General features: G+C 63.6%; 16 protein-coding genes. 10 read left to right on the forward strand and 6 right to left on the reverse strand.

Annotation, left to right across the window (positions count from 1 at the left end; all coding sequences use genetic code 11):
* Positions 1 to 116 precede the first annotated feature (116 nt).
* Entirely contained in the window at positions 117 to 740 is a 624-nt protein-coding gene (locus SM753_RS06985) for a methyltransferase domain-containing protein (RefSeq protein ID WP_138798286.1), read from the forward strand.
* A gap of 40 nt (positions 741 to 780) precedes the next feature.
* Here SM753_RS06985 and SM753_RS06990 read toward each other — a convergent pair whose 3' ends face one another.
* Together SM753_RS06990 and SM753_RS06995 are read right to left on the reverse strand one after the other, a co-directional pair.
* Entirely contained in the window at positions 781 to 1239 is a 459-nt protein-coding gene (locus SM753_RS06990) for a type IV pilin N-terminal domain-containing protein (RefSeq protein ID WP_323191048.1), read from the reverse strand.
* A gap of 33 nt (positions 1240 to 1272) precedes the next feature.
* Positions 1273 to 2505 (reverse strand): hypothetical protein, encoded by a 1233-nt coding sequence (locus SM753_RS06995; RefSeq protein ID WP_323191049.1) that lies wholly within the window; start codon positions 2503 to 2505, stop codon positions 1273 to 1275.
* A 190-nt stretch (positions 2506 to 2695) separates the two neighbouring features.
* On the opposite strand from SM753_RS06995, the gene SM753_RS07000 reads away from it, so the two are divergent.
* The 3 genes from SM753_RS07000 to SM753_RS07010 all read left to right on the forward strand — a co-directional run bounded on the left by SM753_RS07000 (position 2696) and on the right by SM753_RS07010 (position 5719).
* Complete coding sequence (locus SM753_RS07000) at positions 2696 to 3862, forward strand: hypothetical protein (protein ID WP_323191050.1); 1167 nt, start codon at positions 2696 to 2698, stop codon at positions 3860 to 3862.
* Between the two features lie 109 nt (positions 3863 to 3971).
* Complete coding sequence (locus SM753_RS07005; protein WP_323191051.1) at positions 3972 to 4763, forward strand: electron transfer flavoprotein subunit beta/FixA family protein; 792 nt, start codon at positions 3972 to 3974, stop codon at positions 4761 to 4763.
* Complete coding sequence (locus SM753_RS07010; RefSeq protein ID WP_323191052.1) at positions 4760 to 5719, forward strand: electron transfer flavoprotein subunit alpha/FixB family protein; 960 nt, start codon at positions 4760 to 4762, stop codon at positions 5717 to 5719. Before SM753_RS07005 ends, SM753_RS07010 begins: the two co-directional genes overlap by 4 nt.
* A gap of 427 nt (positions 5720 to 6146) precedes the next feature.
* Here SM753_RS07010 and SM753_RS07015 read toward each other — a convergent pair whose 3' ends face one another.
* The gene (locus SM753_RS07015) at positions 6147 to 7115 is read right to left on the reverse strand and encodes a hypothetical protein (RefSeq protein WP_323191053.1); all 969 of its coding nucleotides are present in this window, start codon (positions 7113 to 7115) and stop codon (positions 6147 to 6149) included.
* 105 nt (positions 7116 to 7220) lie between these two features.
* Positions 7221 to 8456, reverse strand: a complete 1236-nt coding sequence (locus SM753_RS07020; protein WP_323191054.1) for an FAD-dependent oxidoreductase — start codon at positions 8454 to 8456, stop codon at positions 7221 to 7223.
* Positions 8457 to 8609: 153 nt separating this feature from the next.
* Here SM753_RS07020 and SM753_RS07025 point away from each other — a divergent pair, with 153 nt between their 5' ends.
* Complete coding sequence (locus SM753_RS07025) at positions 8610 to 9452, forward strand: polyprenyl synthetase family protein (RefSeq protein WP_323191055.1); 843 nt, start codon at positions 8610 to 8612, stop codon at positions 9450 to 9452.
* A gap of 31 nt (positions 9453 to 9483) precedes the next feature.
* Here the strand turns inward: SM753_RS07025 and SM753_RS07030 are convergent, their stop codons facing one another.
* On the reverse strand, positions 9484 to 10590 hold the full coding sequence (locus SM753_RS07030; protein ID WP_323191056.1) for a DUF373 family protein: 1107 nt from the start codon (positions 10588 to 10590) through the stop codon (positions 9484 to 9486).
* 82 nt (positions 10591 to 10672) lie between these two features.
* Positions 10673 to 11680, reverse strand: coding sequence for a PhoU domain-containing protein (locus tag SM753_RS07035; protein ID WP_323191057.1), 1008 nt, complete (start codon positions 11678 to 11680; stop codon positions 10673 to 10675).
* 303 nt (positions 11681 to 11983) lie between these two features.
* On the opposite strand from SM753_RS07035, the gene SM753_RS07040 reads away from it, so the two are divergent.
* The 5 genes from SM753_RS07040 (at position 11984) to SM753_RS07060 (ending at position 16814) form a co-directional block, all read left to right on the forward strand.
* Positions 11984 to 12955 (forward strand): PstS family phosphate ABC transporter substrate-binding protein, encoded by a 972-nt coding sequence (locus SM753_RS07040; RefSeq protein WP_323191058.1) that lies wholly within the window; start codon positions 11984 to 11986, stop codon positions 12953 to 12955.
* Positions 12956 to 12985: 30 nt separating this feature from the next.
* A complete protein-coding gene (gene pstC, locus SM753_RS07045; RefSeq protein WP_323191059.1) occupies positions 12986 to 13924 on the forward strand; it encodes a phosphate ABC transporter permease subunit PstC in 939 nt (312 codons plus the stop codon).
* A 37-nt stretch (positions 13925 to 13961) separates the two neighbouring features.
* Complete coding sequence (gene pstA, locus SM753_RS07050) at positions 13962 to 14870, forward strand: phosphate ABC transporter permease PstA (protein ID WP_323191060.1); 909 nt, start codon at positions 13962 to 13964, stop codon at positions 14868 to 14870.
* A 5-nt stretch (positions 14871 to 14875) separates the two neighbouring features.
* The gene (gene pstB / locus SM753_RS07055) at positions 14876 to 15751 is read left to right on the forward strand and encodes a phosphate ABC transporter ATP-binding protein PstB (protein WP_369335328.1); all 876 of its coding nucleotides are present in this window, start codon (positions 14876 to 14878) and stop codon (positions 15749 to 15751) included.
* A 70-nt stretch (positions 15752 to 15821) separates the two neighbouring features.
* Complete coding sequence (locus tag SM753_RS07060; RefSeq protein ID WP_135534886.1) at positions 15822 to 16814, forward strand: radical SAM protein; 993 nt, start codon at positions 15822 to 15824, stop codon at positions 16812 to 16814.
* The last annotated feature ends 171 nt before the right edge of the window (positions 16815 to 16985 follow it).

Consider the following 16985-nt stretch of genomic DNA (forward strand, 5'->3'; position numbering starts at 1 on the left):
TTAGCAGGCGTGACTTGCAGAAGCGTCTATAAGGTAGTTGCGAAAGGGACCCGAGAACTGGACCGCGTCCGGCCGGAACAGCAGAATTATTTGCGCCGCGACCAAACGTCAGAACGATGGGTATCCTCGAGAACAAGGCTCGCGCGCGATTATTCTACAAATACCTCTCGAAGGTGTACGACCCGGTGAACACGTTCATCTGGAACGAAGAGATGCGCACGGAAGCGCTCGGGATGCTCGACCTCGACCCTGACGACCGCGTCCTCGACGTGGGCTGTGGAACCGGGTTCGGAACCGCGGGATTACTCGACCACGTCGACGAAGTCCATGGGTTAGACCAGAGCGTCCACCAGATGGAGAAAGCGTGGGCGAAGTTCGGCAAAACCGACGGTCCGGTGCGGTTCTACCGCGGCGACGCCGAGCGTCTACCGTTCAAGACGGACAGCTTCGACGTGATCTGGTCGTCCGGATCCATCGAGTACTGGCCACACCCCGTACGGGCGCTTCGGGAGTTCCGCCGCGTCGTAAAACCCGGCGGGCAGGTGCTCGTCGTCGGGCCGAACTCGCCGGACAGCGGCATCATGCAACGGATCGCCGACAGCATCATGCTCTTTTACGACGCCGAGGAGGCCGACCGGATGTTCCACGAGGCCGGATTCGAATCCGTCGAACACCGACTGATGGGTCCGAGCTACGACCCCGACGTTGCTATCACGACCGCGGCACGCGCTCCCGAGTAAGTTCCGCGGCTACGGATCGCACTGTTTCCACGGCTACGGATCACGCTGTCGCCGTCGCCGACCCGACCAGTCCGCCGTTCGCATACACTTCCACGCTGACCCGGTCGCCGTCGTCGATACCGGGTGCGTTCGTACTCGCAACTCGGAACGCCGCCGCATCGCCCGCGCTCCAGGTAGTGCCTCCTTTTAGGTTGAACGGTCCGGTCGGCCCGCCGCGGAACCCGTCCGCCGCGAAAAACGGGACCGGCGGCTGCTCGTCGAGCGGCGTGCCGTCGACAGTGACTCGGAGTCGGATCTCGCTGACGTCGAGTACGTCGCCGCCGTGGTGTTCGAGTACGATCCGGTCGTCCGCCGCGTCAGCGCCGACGGAAATCGACGCGGTCGGCGTGGGGTCGGCCGGCGCGCCGATAGCCAGCAGGGCAACTGTGCTTCCGAGAACGACGGTAATCGCAAGGAGAGACGCAGTAGCGAGGACTGGGGCGATGGCACGGTCGGTCACAGCGAGTCGTCGCCGCGGCTTCGCTGAAAAACGCTACGAACTGACGGTCGCGTTTATCGTCGTCGTCTCCGTGGAGACGCTGATGAGGTAGTACGAGCGTGGCTGTAGCGTCCACAACACCCCATCAGTGCCGGTCCGGCCGACCTCCTTCCCGTTTATTTCAACGACGCCGTTGACCGGGTCACCATCAGTAGTGGTGAGGTTGAACCGCATCGGACCGTTGTTCGGCGTTTTGTTTATCGTCAGGTTCAGGCCGTCTTTGGTCGTCGTCAAGGACCCAGAGTGCGGGAGTTCCACGAGTCGGAGGCGCTGTGATTCGCGGAACACCTCGCGCGTGTTGCCGTCGATGTAGGCCGAGACAGTCCCCTGCGAGTGTCCGATCGAGAGTCGGTACCGGCTTTCACTGATGCCACCGAAACTGATAGACGGGTTGTTAGAGAACGACCACGGATAGAGTTCGGTCTGCGTATACTCGTGTAGCGCGGACGTGTCGCCATCGAAGGTGTCTGTCGTGTTTGCGTTGGTGTTGTCGAAGCGAACGGCCTCGCGCAGGTACTCGCCGTCTGCGATAGATTCGACGACGACGCCGTTCGAAGAGGCGACGACGTACGTTACGGTACTCCGCTGGTCCGCGGACCCGTCGTACACCTGGTCGAGACGCTGTCTGACGGGAGAGCGGAGCATTTCGAGTTCGTCAGCGATGGTGGACCGACGGTCGCTCTCGGAGTAGTCCAAAAGCGACGACTCCAGTTGCTCGTGATTGGTCAGTGTGTCGTCGAGCGTCTGAGAGCGGGTGTGGACGCTAGCCAGCGTCCGGAGCAGGTCGCTCTCGGATATCGAACCGTTGACGTATGCTCGAACCGCACTGCGTTCTTCCGACTTCAGCTGTTCAGTCCGCCGTTCGATATCGTCGAGCATCGCACTGGCGACTGCGGACCGGCTAGCTGCCGAACTCGCCTTCGAGAACTGTCTTTGGAACGTTCTGTTTCGGAATCGCAACTCCATCCGGTTGTCCGCCTCTGTTAGCACCTGTGACATATCAGTCTCGGAGGAAACGTGCGACGAGACGACGTTTCCGGAGGGATTCAATCTACTCGTTGTGTTGCCAGCCTCGTTTTCGTCCTGAGACAGCGTCTCGACTGCCGGTCGATCATCGGGACCAACTACCTGTTCTTCTGGGGGCGCGGTGTCGGTGGGAGGAACACCGGCAACCTGTCCCGGGACGGCGAGGAGGAGGACTAGGGCGACGGTCGTCAATCGCTTCATCGAGGGCACCTACATGCTACTGATACAAAAACCGGTCGGCGTTCGGAGAAAGATCCAGTTGTCCCGATTCGGGGGTGTCGTTAGGCCGCTTAACGACACTATGAGCGCGCCGGAAACCATTCAAAGCCGCGTCTGACGTTTTATCGACCGATAGAAAACATTTTGCCTCCAGAGATACCACCGGGGATGTATGCGGTTACGCGCCGCCGTTTCATACGCCCTCCTCATCTCTTTGATCCTCGCTCCCGTCGGTACGGGGGTAGCCGTTGCTGTGTCTGGCGGGACCGGTGGGACCCCTTCTCCCACCGGGACCGACATCCAACCGGCTACCCACGCCGCCGAACCGGGGCAAGTGATCCGGATCAACGTCACGGACTCCGGTGACGCCCGCTGGTCCGTCGAGTTCCGACAGCACCTCCACGACGAAAACGAGACTGAAGCGTTCCGCGATACGATCGACGCCGTCGTTTCCGGCGAGGAACGCCCGCCTATCAGGGAGCGCGAGTTCCAGCGCTTCGTCAACGAGTCAGAAGATGCAACGGGCCGCGAGATGGCCATCCGAGACACCGAGTACACGGGACGGATCGACAACGAAACCGGGATCATCACCATCCACTTCACCTGGACCAACTTCGCGGAGGTCGAGAACGACGGTGACCGACTGGTCGTCGGAGACGCCTTCAACGGGACATCGGGGCGGTGGCTTCCCTCACTCACCGAGACGCAGCGGCTTATAATCGATGCGCCGGACGGGTACTACGCCTCGACGGCCCCGCGAGCGCACGAGAGCGGTACCTTCCAGTGGGACGGCCCCCACGATTTCACACCGGACGACACGCCTATCGTCTACTCCGCCCAGAACGATCCCGGCACCTCGACTCCGCTCGGCGAAGAAAACGACCCGCTCCCGATGACGCTCATCGGCGTCGGCATCTTCACTCTCGTCATCGCAGTCGGCACCGGCGGCTACCTCCTCGCACGCCGACAAACCGCTGACAGCAGTGGCGGGGGCATCTCCAGAACGCCCATGGACGACGCCGTGGCGGCGTCCGACGAGTCCGACGAGTCGACCGAACCGTCGACGGCACCGACAGACGACATGGGGACGGACGACGCCGAGAACGATGACGAAATAGACGAGTCTCTCCTCTCCGACGAGGAGCGCGTCACCCGCCTGCTGGAAGCGAACGGGGGACGGATGAAACAGGCCAATATCGTCAAGGAGACGGGATGGTCCAACGCGAAAGTGTCCCAACTGCTCTCGTCGATGGACGAGGACGACCAGGTAGACAAACTGCGGATCGGCCGCGAGAACCTCATTACGCTCCCGGACGAGGACATCGGCGACCTGAACTGACAGAACGAGTGGGTCGCCGACCTTGTCAGGCACTCGTTCCAGAAACACCGTCTTCGTACTCTTGCGTTTCGAAAACGTTTATCTCACAGAGGGTAGAACCACTCCGACGATGAAGGTTCTCGTAACGGTAAAGGAGGTCGCCGAGGTTCAGGACGACTTCGAGATCGAGGGGACCGAGATCGGATCGCAGTACCTCGACTACGATTTGAACGAGTGGGACGACTACGCGATCGAAGAGGGCGTCCAGATAAGCGAAAACGTAGACGACGTGGAGGTGGTGACCGTCACCATCGGCCCCGAGCGCAGCGACGAGACGATCCGCATGGCGCTTGCGAAAGGCGCGGACCGTGCCGTCCGCGTCTGGGACGAGGCACTCGCAGAGGCGGACCTGCTGGACGTGGGCGCGAAAGTACAACTCCTGCGCGCCGTCGTCGAGGAGGAGGACCCCGACCTGATCCTCTCCGGCGTTCAGGCTGGCGACGACGCCTTCGGCGCGACGGGCGTAGCGCTCGCGGACGCCATCGACTTCGAGTGGGCCGCAGTCGTCAACCACCTCGACTTCGACGCGGACGAGAGCGTCGCGCACGTTCACCGCGAACTCGAAGGCGGCGTCGACGAGGTGACTGACGTGGAGACCCCCGCGGTACTGACGATCCAGACTGGTATCAACGAACCGCGGTACGCCAGCCTGCGCGGCATCCGGCAGGCCCAGAGCAAGGAGATCGCCCCGATGGACCTCGACGACCTCGGCCTGTCCCCGGCCGACGTCGAGAGCGACCTGGCGTTGACCGGAATGTACGAACCGGAGACCGAAAGCGACGCGACGTACTTCGAGGGAAGTCCCGAGGAGGAAGCCTCACAGCTCGGTGACGTTCTCCGCGAGAAGGGGGTGAGCCAATGACGAACGTTCTCGCCGTCGCGGAACACCGCCGCGGCGACCTGCGCGACGTGAGCTACGAGGCGATCACGGCCGGTCGAGAACTCGCCGACGAAGCCGGCGGAGAGCTTCACGTCGCCGTGATAAGCGGCGATACCGACGAGTTCTCGGAGCGTCTGAACCGCGAGGGCGTCGACCGGGTCCACACGGTCGACTACGGGGAGGAGTTCAACCACGACGTGTACCACCAGGCAGTCACGCAACTGTTCGACGCCGTCGATGCCGGCTATCTCCTCACACCGAACAGCGTCAACGCCCTGGACTACATCCCCGCCGCGGCGAACGCGCTCAACCTTCCGGTCGTGACGGACGTCATCGATCTGGACGGCGGCGACGAGAGCCTCGTCGCCACCCGGGAGATGTACGGCTCGAAAGTCGAGACGACGACGGAACTGGACACCGGCCGGGCCGCAGTCACCATCCGCGGCGGCGAGTGGCCCGCAACCGAGGACGGTGGCGACGCCGCAGTCGAATCCTTCGACGCCGACATCGACGAATCCGCGGTGCGGTCGACCGTAACCGGCTTCGAGGAGGCCGGCGGCGGCGACGTCGACATCAGCGACGCGGACGTTCTCGTCAGCGTCGGCCGCGGTATCGAGGAGGAGGAGAACCTCGACCTCATCTTCGACCTCGCCGACGCGCTGGACGCCACCGTCTCCTCGTCGCGACCGATCGTCGACAACGACTGGCTGCCGGCGAACCGGCAGGTCGGCCAGTCTGGGAAGGTCGTTACCCCCGACGTGTACATCGCCATCGGTATCTCGGGCGCCGTCCAGCACGTCGCCGGAATGAAAGGGAGCGACACCATCATCGCAATCAACACGGACCCCAACGCGCCTATCTTCGACCTGGCGGACTACGGCGTCGTCGATGACCTGTTCGACGTGGTGCCGGCACTGATCGAGGAGTTCGGCGGGTAGGTCCGCGGAGAAGCGATGCGACCGAGCGGCTCTCTTCGCGATCAACTCGTCGGGAACTCGACCCGGTAGTGTTTTTAGCTGGATTTTCCCCGTCTAGTTTTCCCGTTCAGTTCACTCACTACAGAAACCTACTGTTAAAAACGGCAGTCGCACACGGAGCCGGCGCTGACCGGGGAATTCAACGGACAGCGGCGCGACGCAACGACGCATTCCGTCCGTCTCGTTGAACCGCGGTCTCGAAACTCGCCGAACAGTATCCGGAGTAACGGGATGCTACCGATAGCATTCTACCCATTTTACTGGAAAGGGTCATCTACCGCGGGCGTTTGACCAAACTACTGGCCTATTCGTTCGCGTTACTGTTCACGCAATCGTGATACTTTCAGTTGGAACAACGGTGAACGACCGTCCCGGTTAATCCGGGAACCTACCGTCGACCACGACTGCTATGGCACGACAAAACCAGGGTCGACAGCGAGGCGGCCGACACTCCGCACAAAAACAGCAGCGAGACGAACAGGGACAGTTCCAAGGGACACAGAGTGGTTCCCAGCAGGGCCGCCAGAGCCAGCGTGGCGGACAGCAACACGGTCAGCACCAGCAAGGCGGACAGCATCAGCAGGGCCAGGGCGGCCGCCAGACGCAGGGGCAGCGAGGGGAACACCAGCAACACCGACAGCACAGCGGACATCAGGGTACGCTGCAAGGACAGGATCAGCATCAGGGTGGACGCCAGCAGGATCAGCACGGCCAGCAGGGTGGCGGTCAGCAGCAACGGCACGGCGGCCGTCACGAAGGCCAGCATCAGCAACACAGCGGTCGGCGGAGTCAGCAGACCGGCGGGCACTCCGGCGGTCGGACGAGTCAACGACAGGGACGACAGAGTCAGCAGCATCAGCAAAGCGGCCGACAACGCGGTAGTCAGCAGGGCCAGCGGCATCAGCAAGGTGGCCAGCATCAGCAGGGTCAGCGAGGACAGATGGGCCAAGGCCAGCAGGGCCAGCAGCACGGCCAACACCAGCAGGGCGGTCGCCAGCGCGGCGGTCAGCAAGGTCGGCGCAGTCAGACTGGCCAACAGAGTCAGCAGCGACGCGGCGGACAGCAGCACGGACAGCGCCAGCAGAGTCAGCGCGGACAGATGGGGCAGCAGCACGGACAACAGCACCAGCAGGGCGGCCAACAACATCGTGGCGCTCAGCAGGGCGGACGAATGGGTCAGCGACAGGGACGCCAGAGCGGTCAGCAGCGACGCGGCGGACAGCAGCACGAACAGCGCCAGCAGGGCCAGCGAGGTAGTCAGCAGCAGGGCCAGCAGAGTCACCAGGGCGGTCAGACCCACCAGCGAAGACAGCAGCAGGGCCGACGGAGTCAGCAGGGCCAACACGGCGGCCAGCACCAGTACTGACGCGTCGTAACTGTCGCCGACCTGGTTCGGTCGAGCGAACGTCGGGTCGACCAGCCACCACGGCCGGTGACCGTCGAAAGCGCTTTTTTCAGTCGATCAGTGGCTCGACGACCGCTGTGTGTCCTCGTCAGCCGGTGAGAGCGCGTGGAATTCGCGGATCGCGTCCTGAACTGCGCCGGGATCCCCAGCGCCGTACAGCGGTTCGTCCGGGGTGCGACACGGTACGTCGACGCCGAACCGACCGCAGACGTGGTCCGCCACGGCCTCGGCCATGAGGCGGTGAGTCGTGAGTTTACCGCCGACGACCGTGGTGAACCCGTCCAGACCGTCGCGGTCGGCGTGGTCGAGGACGAAAAAACCCCGAGAGATGCCGCGTTCGCCCTCGCGTTCGTCCTCGTCCGGGCCGTACAGCGGTCTGACCCCCCAGTACGTCCGTTCGACGGCGGCGTCGGCGACCGGCGGAAGCATCCGGGCGCACTCCTCGATACAGCGCTCTACCTCCCAGCGCTCCTCGTCGAACTCGTCGGGGTCGTCCACGGCGACGCTCGTCGTGCCGAGGACGACCTCGCCTTCGTGGGGGACCACGATGTCGCCGTCGGCGGGCGGACGACAGCGGTTCAGGACGACCGGGAGGTCCGGGTAGTCGACGGCGACCATCACGCCCTTCGCCGGGCGCATCGATACGTCGACGGCCGCCATGTCAGCGACCTCTCCGGCCCACGCGCCGGCGGCGTTGACGACGTGGTCCGCGCGGATCGTCTCCTCGCCGTCGTCAGTCTCGACGCGCGCTCCGACGACGGCGTCGTTTTCGACCAGTAGATCCCGCACCGGGGCGTTCGGTCGGATCGTCGCGCCGTGCTCGCGGGCGCTCGCCGCCGTGGCCGCGACGAGTCGCGACGGGTAGATCACGCCGTCCGGAACCACCATGATGCGCTCGGCGTCGTCGGTCAGGTCCGGCACCTCGTCCCCGACTTCGTCGGGCGTACGCACCTCGGCGGGGACGTTCAGGTCGCGACAGGCGGAGAGTTTCTCGTCGAAGTACGCCGGGTCGTCGTCAGTCAGTTGCACGAAGTAGCCGCAGTCGCACCCGATGCAGTGCCCGGCGATGTCCCGCAAGATTCGGTTTTCCCGGATGCACTCACTGGCTCCGCTCGGGTCGTTCTCCGCGTAGCGCGCGCCGCTGTGGAGGAGGCCGTGCGACCGGCCGGTCGTCCCGCTTCCGAGGCCGCCGCGGTCGACCAGCGTCACGTCGACGCCGCGCATCGCGAGGTCCCGGGCGGTTCCGACGCCGGTGCCGCCGCCGCCGACCACGAGCGCGTGTGAACTGTCCATAGCCGTCGTACGGACGCCAGCGACAAGAGTGGGCGGCCACAGAAAGACGGCGACGTGATCGAGCGCGCCGGCGACGGGACCCCGCGCGCCGGCGGACGCCGGCAACACGCGATTCCGTCACGTACTTGCGGGACCGGTCCTAACGCCGCAGTAATGGAGTTTCTCGAGCGTCGACAGTCGCTCATCGAAGACCGGCTCACGGCCGTCATCGACGGCGTCGAGCCGGCGGAGCTCGAAGACGAGGTTCGCCACGTGGCGCTGTCCGGCGGCAAGCGGGTTCGACCGATGGTGACGCTGCTCGCCTGTGAGGCCGCAAGCGGCGAGGCCGAGGACGCCGTCGACTTCGGCGTTGGCGTGGAACTCGTCCACAACGCCTCGCTCGTCGTCGACGACATCATCGACCGGTCGGACGTCCGCCGCGGCGTCGACAGCGCCTGGGCCAAGTACGGCTACGGACCGGCGATCATCTCTAGCGACGGGCTACTCGGAGAGGCGTTCGACCTGTTTTCCCCGAACCCGCAGGCGATGCAGATCGTCGCCGAGGCGATGGTCGAACTCGGAGAGGGCGAAGCGACGGAACTCGTGGCGAAACCCGAGTCCGAGTCCGAGTACATGGAACTGGCCCGCCGGAAGACGGGCGCACTGTTTCGCGCCGCGGCCGAACTCGGCGCGGTAGCCGCCGACGCCGACGCGTTCACAGTCGAGGCATTCGGCGAGTACGCCGAGCGCGTCGGCGTCGCGTTCCAGATCCGGGACGACGTACTGGACGCGACGGCTGACGCCGAGGAACTGGGGAAACCGACCGGTCTCGACGCGGAGATGGACCGCCCCTCGGTCGTTCAGGTGACGAACCTGACGCCGGACGGAGCCAACGAACGCGCCCGACACGAAGCGGACCAGGCGCTCGCCGCGTTAGAGCGCGTGGATACGACGGACACGCAAGCGGAGGAGTATCTGCGTGATCTGGCGAAGTTCGTTGTCGTTCGCGAGCGGTGACCGCGAGGCACTGACGAGTCACGCGCCGCCGTCAGACCGGTTCGCCGTCGCGGTCTGTCTCCGCATCCTGGGGGAACCGAGACTCCACGATAGCGAACACGAGCGTACTCACGAGTCCGAGCAGCGTTCCGCCCGTCAGCGCGGCCGCGAGGACGGAAAGGCCCGCCATATCGAGGAAATAGGCGCTGACGGCGTCTAACACGATGGCGATAGAGAGCACGTAAAACGGCGCGTTCAGGTATCGCCACTCCAGACGGTCGGCGAGGTACTCGTCGGTGATCTGGCCGAGACTCGTGGTGATTCCGGCGGCCGCAAACCACTGGACGGAGCCGTGGACGAGCGCGGCGGCTACTTCGATCGCCCCGAGCGTCCCGTTCGTCTCCATCTGCGTCGCTTCGAGTTGGTTCAGACCGTCGACGCCGCCGATGACGAGTAACACGGCGGCGACGAGGTAGGTGATGATCGTCACTCGGCCCGCGTAGAGGCTGTTTCGCGCCCGACCGACGAGCGTGTCGAGCGTCTCCGCGATACCGAGTCCACGAGAGAGGAAGTAGAGTCCGAGCATCGCAGACACGATCCCGAACACGGCACCGCCGGGGAGTTCCAGCATGCTGGCGATGACCGCGAGCGGATAGATCAACAGCAGGATCCCGAGCGGTACGAGCACCGTCCCGCGCGTTTCGGGGTCGTTCAGCACCTGCTTCATCGTGTAGTAGACGGACTCCAGGTCCTGGGCCTGCCGGACGACGACGCGTCTGACGCCGTCGATCGTGACCCGAGAGCGGATCACCGGGACGACGCTCTCGTCCTGCGCGCCGTCGGTGACCACGAGCGCCGTGACGCCCTCGCCGGTGCTTAGGCTGGCGAGCACCTCGTCGACCTCCTCGCCGACCTCGCGGTTGGCGCTTACGTCGCCGCCGTCGTTGCCCGTCACGGCAGCGACTTCGACCTCTTCGTCGGTTATCTCCTCGGCGATGTGTAACCCCTGGAACAGCACGTTGACGTCGCTGTCCTCCGGGTCGGTCGTGGCGAGGGCGACTGCAGCCTCCTCGACCGGATCTCGACCGACGACCGGGGTTCCGACGGTGGTCTTTCGACCGATGTCGTCGTCCAGGTCGACACAGAGCACCAACAGCATCGGGTGACAGTTCACGGCTTGCGCTTATTTGCTTTTGGGCACGGCGGTCAGCCGCGCCGCGTGGCATGGTTTCGGAGAGCGGTCACGGTCGCGGCGCTGCCCGCTGCAGCGCCGTCTCGGCGACGTTGCCGCCGTAGTCGGCGCTCCGCGACAGCGAGTCGACGACCAGTCCGAGGAGCTGAGCCTCTCCGGGGTCCAGATCGCGGAGATGCCTGCGTAGCTCGCGGGTGTGTTCGTCGATAGCGAGAATGGATTCGCGCGCCTCGTTGGCGAGTTCCTCCGACCGGTCGGAGTCGTCCATGAACAGCGCGTCCATGGCGTTGTTGATCACCGTGGTGGAGTCCTCGTGGAGAGCCTCTAATCCCGAGGCAACGTCGTCAGTGACGCCGTCGGGAACGTCGCCGAGTTCCAGCGCGAGGTGGGCTATCTTCGCGGCGTGGTCGGCGATCCGTTCGAGTTGGCGGGCGGAGGAGTGATAGTCGAAACACACCTCTCGGGGGAGTCCGAGTTCTTTGGCCGCTCGCGGCGAGCGCAGCGTCGCCCGGAAGATGCGCGATACCACGAAGTACAGCCTGTCCACGTCGTCGTCGCGTTCGATCACGTCGCGGGCCAGGTCGTCGTCGTTTTCGACCAGCGCCGTCACCGCGTCTTCGAGCATCGACCGGGAGATGAGCCGCATCCGCGTCACCGCGTTCTTGATCGACAGTTCGGAGGAGTCGAGTAGCTCCTGCAGGACTACCCGCTCGCTGGTCTCTTCGAGCACTTCGAGGCCGACGAGGCCCTGGACCGCGTCGCGGATGGCCCGGCGCTGGTCCGTCGTGATGCGGTTAGCCTCCAGCGCGATAATGTCGAAGCCGCTGACGTACATCGTCATCACCGCGCGGGTCAGCTGTTGGCCCTCCAGTTCCGACACGTCGAGTGACCCTTCGACTCGCTCGGAGTCGCTGCGCGGCGTGAGCAAGAGCGTGTCTTCTTCCGGATAGAACTCGACTTCGCTTCCGGCGCTAACCTCGTTGTCGTTCGCCCACGACTTGGGAAGCGAAACAGTAAACGTCGATCCGCCGGTGACCTGGACCTTTCGGGTCTCCATATCCGACAGTGCCGGCTCGTCCGGAATAAATCCACCTATTTCTATATATCTATGGTTCTTTCCAGCCATATTCTATCCTTTAACTACACTATCTGCCAGTACCTACGTATACGTCTGAATGTCCAGATAGCTTTCAGAACGCTACTGAGACGGCTAATTACCCCAATTTACCGCCTATTACGTCCCATATCATCTCAGAAACGACTGAATCTGTAGTAGTGTTGGTATCAATCCATACCCCCACATACATCTATATAGATTTCATAGCAGATTACTTATTATGACTACAGGATGGTTCAGATGATGCCAGAGCACACTGACAAGGTGCCCGGCGTGTCGCGACGTAAGTTCCTCGCCGCATCCGGCGTGGCAAGCGCAACGGCGCTTGCAGGGTGTAACGTACTCGGGGACGAAAGTAGTGACCTCTCCGGAGAGGTCAACATAACCGGATCGAGTACGGTGTACCCGATCTCCGTGGCGTTCGCCGAGGAGTTCAAGAAAGACCACTCGGACGTGGACATCTCGGTGGACTCGACCGGGAGCGGCGGCGGCTTCGAGAACCACTTCTGTCCGGGCAATAGCCACATCAACGGTGCCTCCCGCCCGATCAAGGACGAGGAGGTCGACCACTGCAGCGAGAACGACGTGGAACCGCTCGAGTTCGAGATAGCGGGCGACGCGCTGACGGTCGCAGTGAACCAGAACGCGGACTGGGTCGACTGTCTCACGGTGGACGAACTCAACCAGATCTGGCAACCCGACGGCGCGGAAACCTGGAGCGACGTCCGCGACGAGTGGCCCGATAAGGAGTTCGAACTGTACGGCGCGGCCTCGACATCGGGGACGTTCGACTGGTTCACGGAGTACGTCAACGGCGAGGTCGGTGCCCACCGGGACGACTACGAGGCGACGGAGGAGGACAACCGCATCGTTCAGGGTATCGAAGGCTCCGATTACGCGATGGGGTATTTCGGCTACGCGTACTACGCCGAGAACAAGGACCGCATCAAAGCCGTCGAGATCGACGCCGGGGATGGCTGCACCGAGCCGAGTCTCGAAAACGCGAAAGACGGCTCGTACCCGATGGCGCGACCGCTGTTCATCTACCCCGCTAAGGACGCCCTCGAAGAGGAACAGGTCCAGGAGTTCCTGAAGTACTACCTCGAGAGCGCCGAAACCGACATGGTGAGCGAAATCGGCTACGTCCCCTCCAGCGAGGAGCAGATGAACGAGAACCTGGACAAACTCGAATCGAACATCGAGGACGTCTCGTAACGTAACGCGGGCGCTTCTTTCTCCCATCTCATGAGTAGAGAATCCACTCACGTCGATCTGACAGGGGACGCAGTGAGCCGCTCGGCGAAAGAACGCGGCGTGTGGCTGTTGTTGCTCACCTGCGCAGCCCTGTCGGTGTTCGTCACGTTCGGTATCATCGGTACCTTGCTCTTCGACGCGATCGATTTCTTCACCGAGGTGTCCCCGGTGGCGTTTTTCACCGGTACCGACTGGAGTCCGGCGATCAAGCCCTACTCGTTCGGGGTCCTACCGCTCGTGACGAACACGCTGTTGGTCACGGTCCTGTCTGCCCTGATCGCACTGCCGCTCGGCGTGGCATCGGCGATCTACCTGAGCGAGTACGCGAGCGACCGCGTCCGCTCGGTTCTTAAACCCGGTCTGGAGGTTCTGGCGGGGATCCCGACGGTCGTCTACGGCTACTTCGGGCTCGTGTACATCACGCCAGCGCTCGACGCCGTACTTCCGGTGAGCACGTTCAACGCGCTCTCGGCGTCCATCGTCGTCGGCATCATGATCATCCCAATGGTATCGTCGATCAGCGAGGACGCGATGAGTTCCGTCCCGGACTCGCTCAGAGAGGCGGGGTACGGACTGGGCGCGACGAAGTTCGAGGTGTCGACCGGCGTGGTCGTCCCGGCCGCGGCCTCCGGGATCGTCTCGTCGTTCGTCCTCGCGCTGTCGCGGGCGATCGGCGAGACGATGGCAGTCGTCGTCGCGGCCGGGCAGTCGCCGACGATGATCACCTCATCGAACGTCGACACCGTGTTGTTCAATTCGATCCAGACGATGACATCCGCGATGATCGAACTCGGCGTCAGCGACCTGTCGGGCGGAACGACCGCGTACAAGGCGCTGTTCGCTATCGGTCTGACACTGTTTTCGATCACGTTCGTCATGAACCTCATCAGCACTCTCGTTGCCAGGCGCTTCCAGGAGGAGTACCAATGACGCTACACGCTCGTTTCCGAACGGAGGTGACCGCCTGATGGCGACCGACAGCGGGCGGGACTGGTTCGGGACCGAGAGGACGACCGGCTACGCGAAAGGTCGCGCGTTCGAACTCGGCTGTCTCGCCGCGACGGTGTTCGGCATCTTCATGGTGTTCGTGTTGCTGCTGTACGTCGTCGTCGACGCGTTCGCCCTGACCGATCCCGCGTACGGACCGTGGCTCGACGGCGACTTCCTCACGAGCGCGCACTCGCGGTTCCCCGAGAAGGCCGGGATCTACCCCGCACTGGTCGGGTCCGTGATGATGCTCATCGTGATCGCGCTGTCGGCCTTTCCGATCGGCGTCGGAGCCGCGATCTATCTGGAGGAGTACGCGTCCGACAACCCGATAGCGACGCTCATCGAGATCAACATCGGGAACCTCGCCGGCGTCCCGTCGGTCGTGTACGGACTGCTCGGTCTCGCGCTGTTCGTCCGGTTCGTCGGCCTCGGCACCGGGACGGTCGTCGTCGGCGGGTTCACGGTCGGCCTGCTCATCCTTCCCATCATCATCATCTCCGCCCAGGAGGCGATCCGGAGCGTGCCGGACTCGATGAGAAAGGCGTCGTACGGGATGGGCGCGACCCGCTGGCAGACCGTCTGGCGGGTCGTCCTTCCGGAGGCGCTTCCGGGGATCCTCACGGGAACTATCCTGGCGCTCGGACGGGCCATCGGCGAAACGGCCCCGCTCATCATGATCGGTGCGGCGACGACGGTGTTTAGCCCGCCGTCGTCCTTCTTCGACCGGTTCAGCGCGATGCCCCGGCAGATCTACGCCTGGGTCAGCTTCCCGAAATACGAGTTCCAGTACGGTGTGATGGCCGCGGGCGTCGTGACGCTGCTGACCGTGTTGCTCCTGATGAACGCCACGGCGATACTCATCCGAAACAGATACCAGCGGCAGTAATACCCATGTCACAGGAAACCATATCCGGCACCGACCCTAGTCCCGACGCGGACGACGAATCGCTGATCTCGCCGTCGCCGGGAGCCGACGCGGTCGGACACGAGCGAACCACTGGCGAACAGAGCGAAACTAGAACAGTCGTCGAAACGCAGGCGCTTGACGTGTACTACGGCGAGGAGCGAGCGCTGCAGGAGATAGACATCGAGATACCCGCGGAGAAGGTGACGGCGATAATCGGGCCGTCCGGCTGCGGGAAATCGACGTTCCTGCGGTGTATCAACCGGATGAACGACCTGGTTGATTCGGCGCGCGTCAAAGGCGAGTTGCTGTTCGAGGGGAAAAACGTCTACGACGCGGACGTGGACCCGGTCGCGCTCCGGCGGCGGATCGGGATGGTGTTTCAGGCACCGAACCCGTTTCCCAAGAGCATCTACGACAACGTCGCGTACGGACTCCGAGTCCAAGACGACACGGAGAACCTCGACGAGCGCGTGGAGACGGCGCTGCGCCGCGCGGCGCTGTGGGACGAAGTCAACGACCGCCTCGACGAATCGGCGCTCGACCTCTCGGGAGGCCAACAACAACGGCTCTGTATCGCCCGCGCCATCGCACCCGACCCCGACGTCCTCCTGATGGACGAACCCGCCAGCGCGCTCGACCCCGTCGCCACCTCCCAGATCGAAGACCTCATCGAAGAACTCGCCCAAGACTACACCGTCGTCATCGTCACCCACAACATGCAACAGGCCGCACGCATCTCCGACAAAACCGCCGTCTTCCTCACCGGCGGTGAACTCGTCGAGTTCGACGACACTAGCGTCGTCTTCGAAAACCCCGAACACCAGCGCGTCGAAGATTACATCACCGGTAAGTTCGGTTAGCGACGCGTATCGGGAAGTCGCAACCGCGTTCCGGATAGCTTTTGAGCGTGCGACGTGTATCGGGAGACGAATGATATCGGAGGGCTGCGAACAGTGCGCCAAGGGCGGGAAGATGGTGATGTTCGTCTACGGTTACTGTGACCAGCGGGACTGTTTCTACTGTCCGCTCGGCGAGAACCGCAAGAACGTCACTGACGTGTACGCCAACGAGCGGAAAGTCGAGTCGGACGAGGACGTCATCACCGAAGCCAAGCGCATGGACGCGCTCGGCACCTCCATCACGGGCGGCGAACCGCAGGAAGCGCTGGACCGCACCTGCCACTACCTCGAACTGCTGACCGAGGAGTTCGGGGACGAGCACCACACGCACCTCTATACGGGTATCCCCGGCGGACGGGAGAACATGCGCCGCCTCTCCGAAGCGGGGCTGGACGAGATCCGATTCCACCCGCCGCTGGAACTCTGGGGCGACATGCACGGCACGGAGTGGGAGGAGATCCTCTACATCGCCCGCGAGGAAGGGCTCACGCCCGCCTTCGAGATCCCGGGCATCCGCGCCGAGGAGGAGTTCTTGGAGTTCCTCGACGAGGGGGCCGCCGACTTCTGTAACGTCAACGAGTTCGAGATGAGCGACGGCAACTACCGCCGGATGCAGGAGAAAGGGTACGAACTGCAGGACGGCCACATGAGTGCCGTCGACGGGTCGAAGGAGATACTGGACGTGATGGGCGACCACGAGCGCGTGTACTTCTGTACGAGCGTGTTCAAAGACGCCGCTCAGCACCGCAACCGCATGAAACGGATGGCCGAGAACATCCAGCGCGAGTTCGACGAGGTGACCGACGACGGGACGCTCGTCTACGGCAAGACCCGAGCACCGGTCGAACGTCTCGATGAACTCGGCGTCCCCGAGGAGTTCTACACTGTGAAGACGGAACACGTCGAACTCGCGTGGTGGCTACTTGAGGAGATGGTCGAGGAAGGCGACGTCGAGGACGGCGAAATCGTCGAGCAGTATCCGACCGTCGACGGCACCGTCGTAGAGCGCACGCCGCTGGCGTGACGAACGTCGCTTGCGCCTCGAACGTCACTGGTGGACCTATCGTACACCTGCAAGTACCCGAGCGCCGCGAGGATCGAGCGGTTTGTGGCCGAGTTTTTCGACGAACGATTCGCCGAAGGCGAATAGGTGAAAAGGTCGTCCCGCGTCGCTGAATCCTGATAGACACGTTCC

The organism is Halostella sp. PRR32, from assembly GCF_034808085.1.
In the GTDB taxonomy this organism is placed as follows: Archaea; Halobacteriota; Halobacteria; order Halobacteriales; family Natronoarchaeaceae; genus Halostella; species Halostella pelagica.

What these genes read in the sequence shown, in the direction of transcription:
- SM753_RS06985 (WP_138798286.1), top strand. Translation starts at nt 117, where the DNA reads ATGGGTATCCTCGAGAACAAGGCTCGCGCGCGATTATTCTACAAATAC.
- SM753_RS06995 (WP_323191049.1), bottom strand. Translation starts at nt 2,505, where the DNA reads ATGAAGCGATTGACGACCGTCGCCCTAGTCCTCCTCCTCGCCGTCCCG.
- SM753_RS07000 (WP_323191050.1), top strand. Translation starts at nt 2,696, where the DNA reads ATGCGGTTACGCGCCGCCGTTTCATACGCCCTCCTCATCTCTTTGATC.
- SM753_RS07005 (WP_323191051.1), top strand. Translation starts at nt 3,972, where the DNA reads ATGAAGGTTCTCGTAACGGTAAAGGAGGTCGCCGAGGTTCAGGACGAC.
- SM753_RS07010 (WP_323191052.1), top strand. Translation starts at nt 4,760, where the DNA reads ATGACGAACGTTCTCGCCGTCGCGGAACACCGCCGCGGCGACCTGCGC.
- SM753_RS07020 (WP_323191054.1), bottom strand. Translation starts at nt 8,456, where the DNA reads ATGGACAGTTCACACGCGCTCGTGGTCGGCGGCGGCGGCACCGGCGTC.
- SM753_RS07025 (WP_323191055.1), top strand. Translation starts at nt 8,610, where the DNA reads ATGGAGTTTCTCGAGCGTCGACAGTCGCTCATCGAAGACCGGCTCACG.
- SM753_RS07030 (WP_323191056.1), bottom strand. Translation starts at nt 10,590, where the DNA reads ATGCTGTTGGTGCTCTGTGTCGACCTGGACGACGACATCGGTCGAAAG.
- SM753_RS07035 (WP_323191057.1), bottom strand. Translation starts at nt 11,680, where the DNA reads ATGGAGACCCGAAAGGTCCAGGTCACCGGCGGATCGACGTTTACTGTT.
- SM753_RS07040 (WP_323191058.1), top strand. Translation starts at nt 11,984, where the DNA reads ATGCCAGAGCACACTGACAAGGTGCCCGGCGTGTCGCGACGTAAGTTC.
- pstC (WP_323191059.1), top strand. Translation starts at nt 12,986, where the DNA reads ATGAGTAGAGAATCCACTCACGTCGATCTGACAGGGGACGCAGTGAGC.
- pstA (WP_323191060.1), top strand. Translation starts at nt 13,962, where the DNA reads ATGGCGACCGACAGCGGGCGGGACTGGTTCGGGACCGAGAGGACGACC.
- pstB (WP_369335328.1), top strand. Translation starts at nt 14,876, where the DNA reads ATGTCACAGGAAACCATATCCGGCACCGACCCTAGTCCCGACGCGGAC.
- SM753_RS07060 (WP_135534886.1), top strand. Translation starts at nt 15,822, where the DNA reads ATGATATCGGAGGGCTGCGAACAGTGCGCCAAGGGCGGGAAGATGGTG.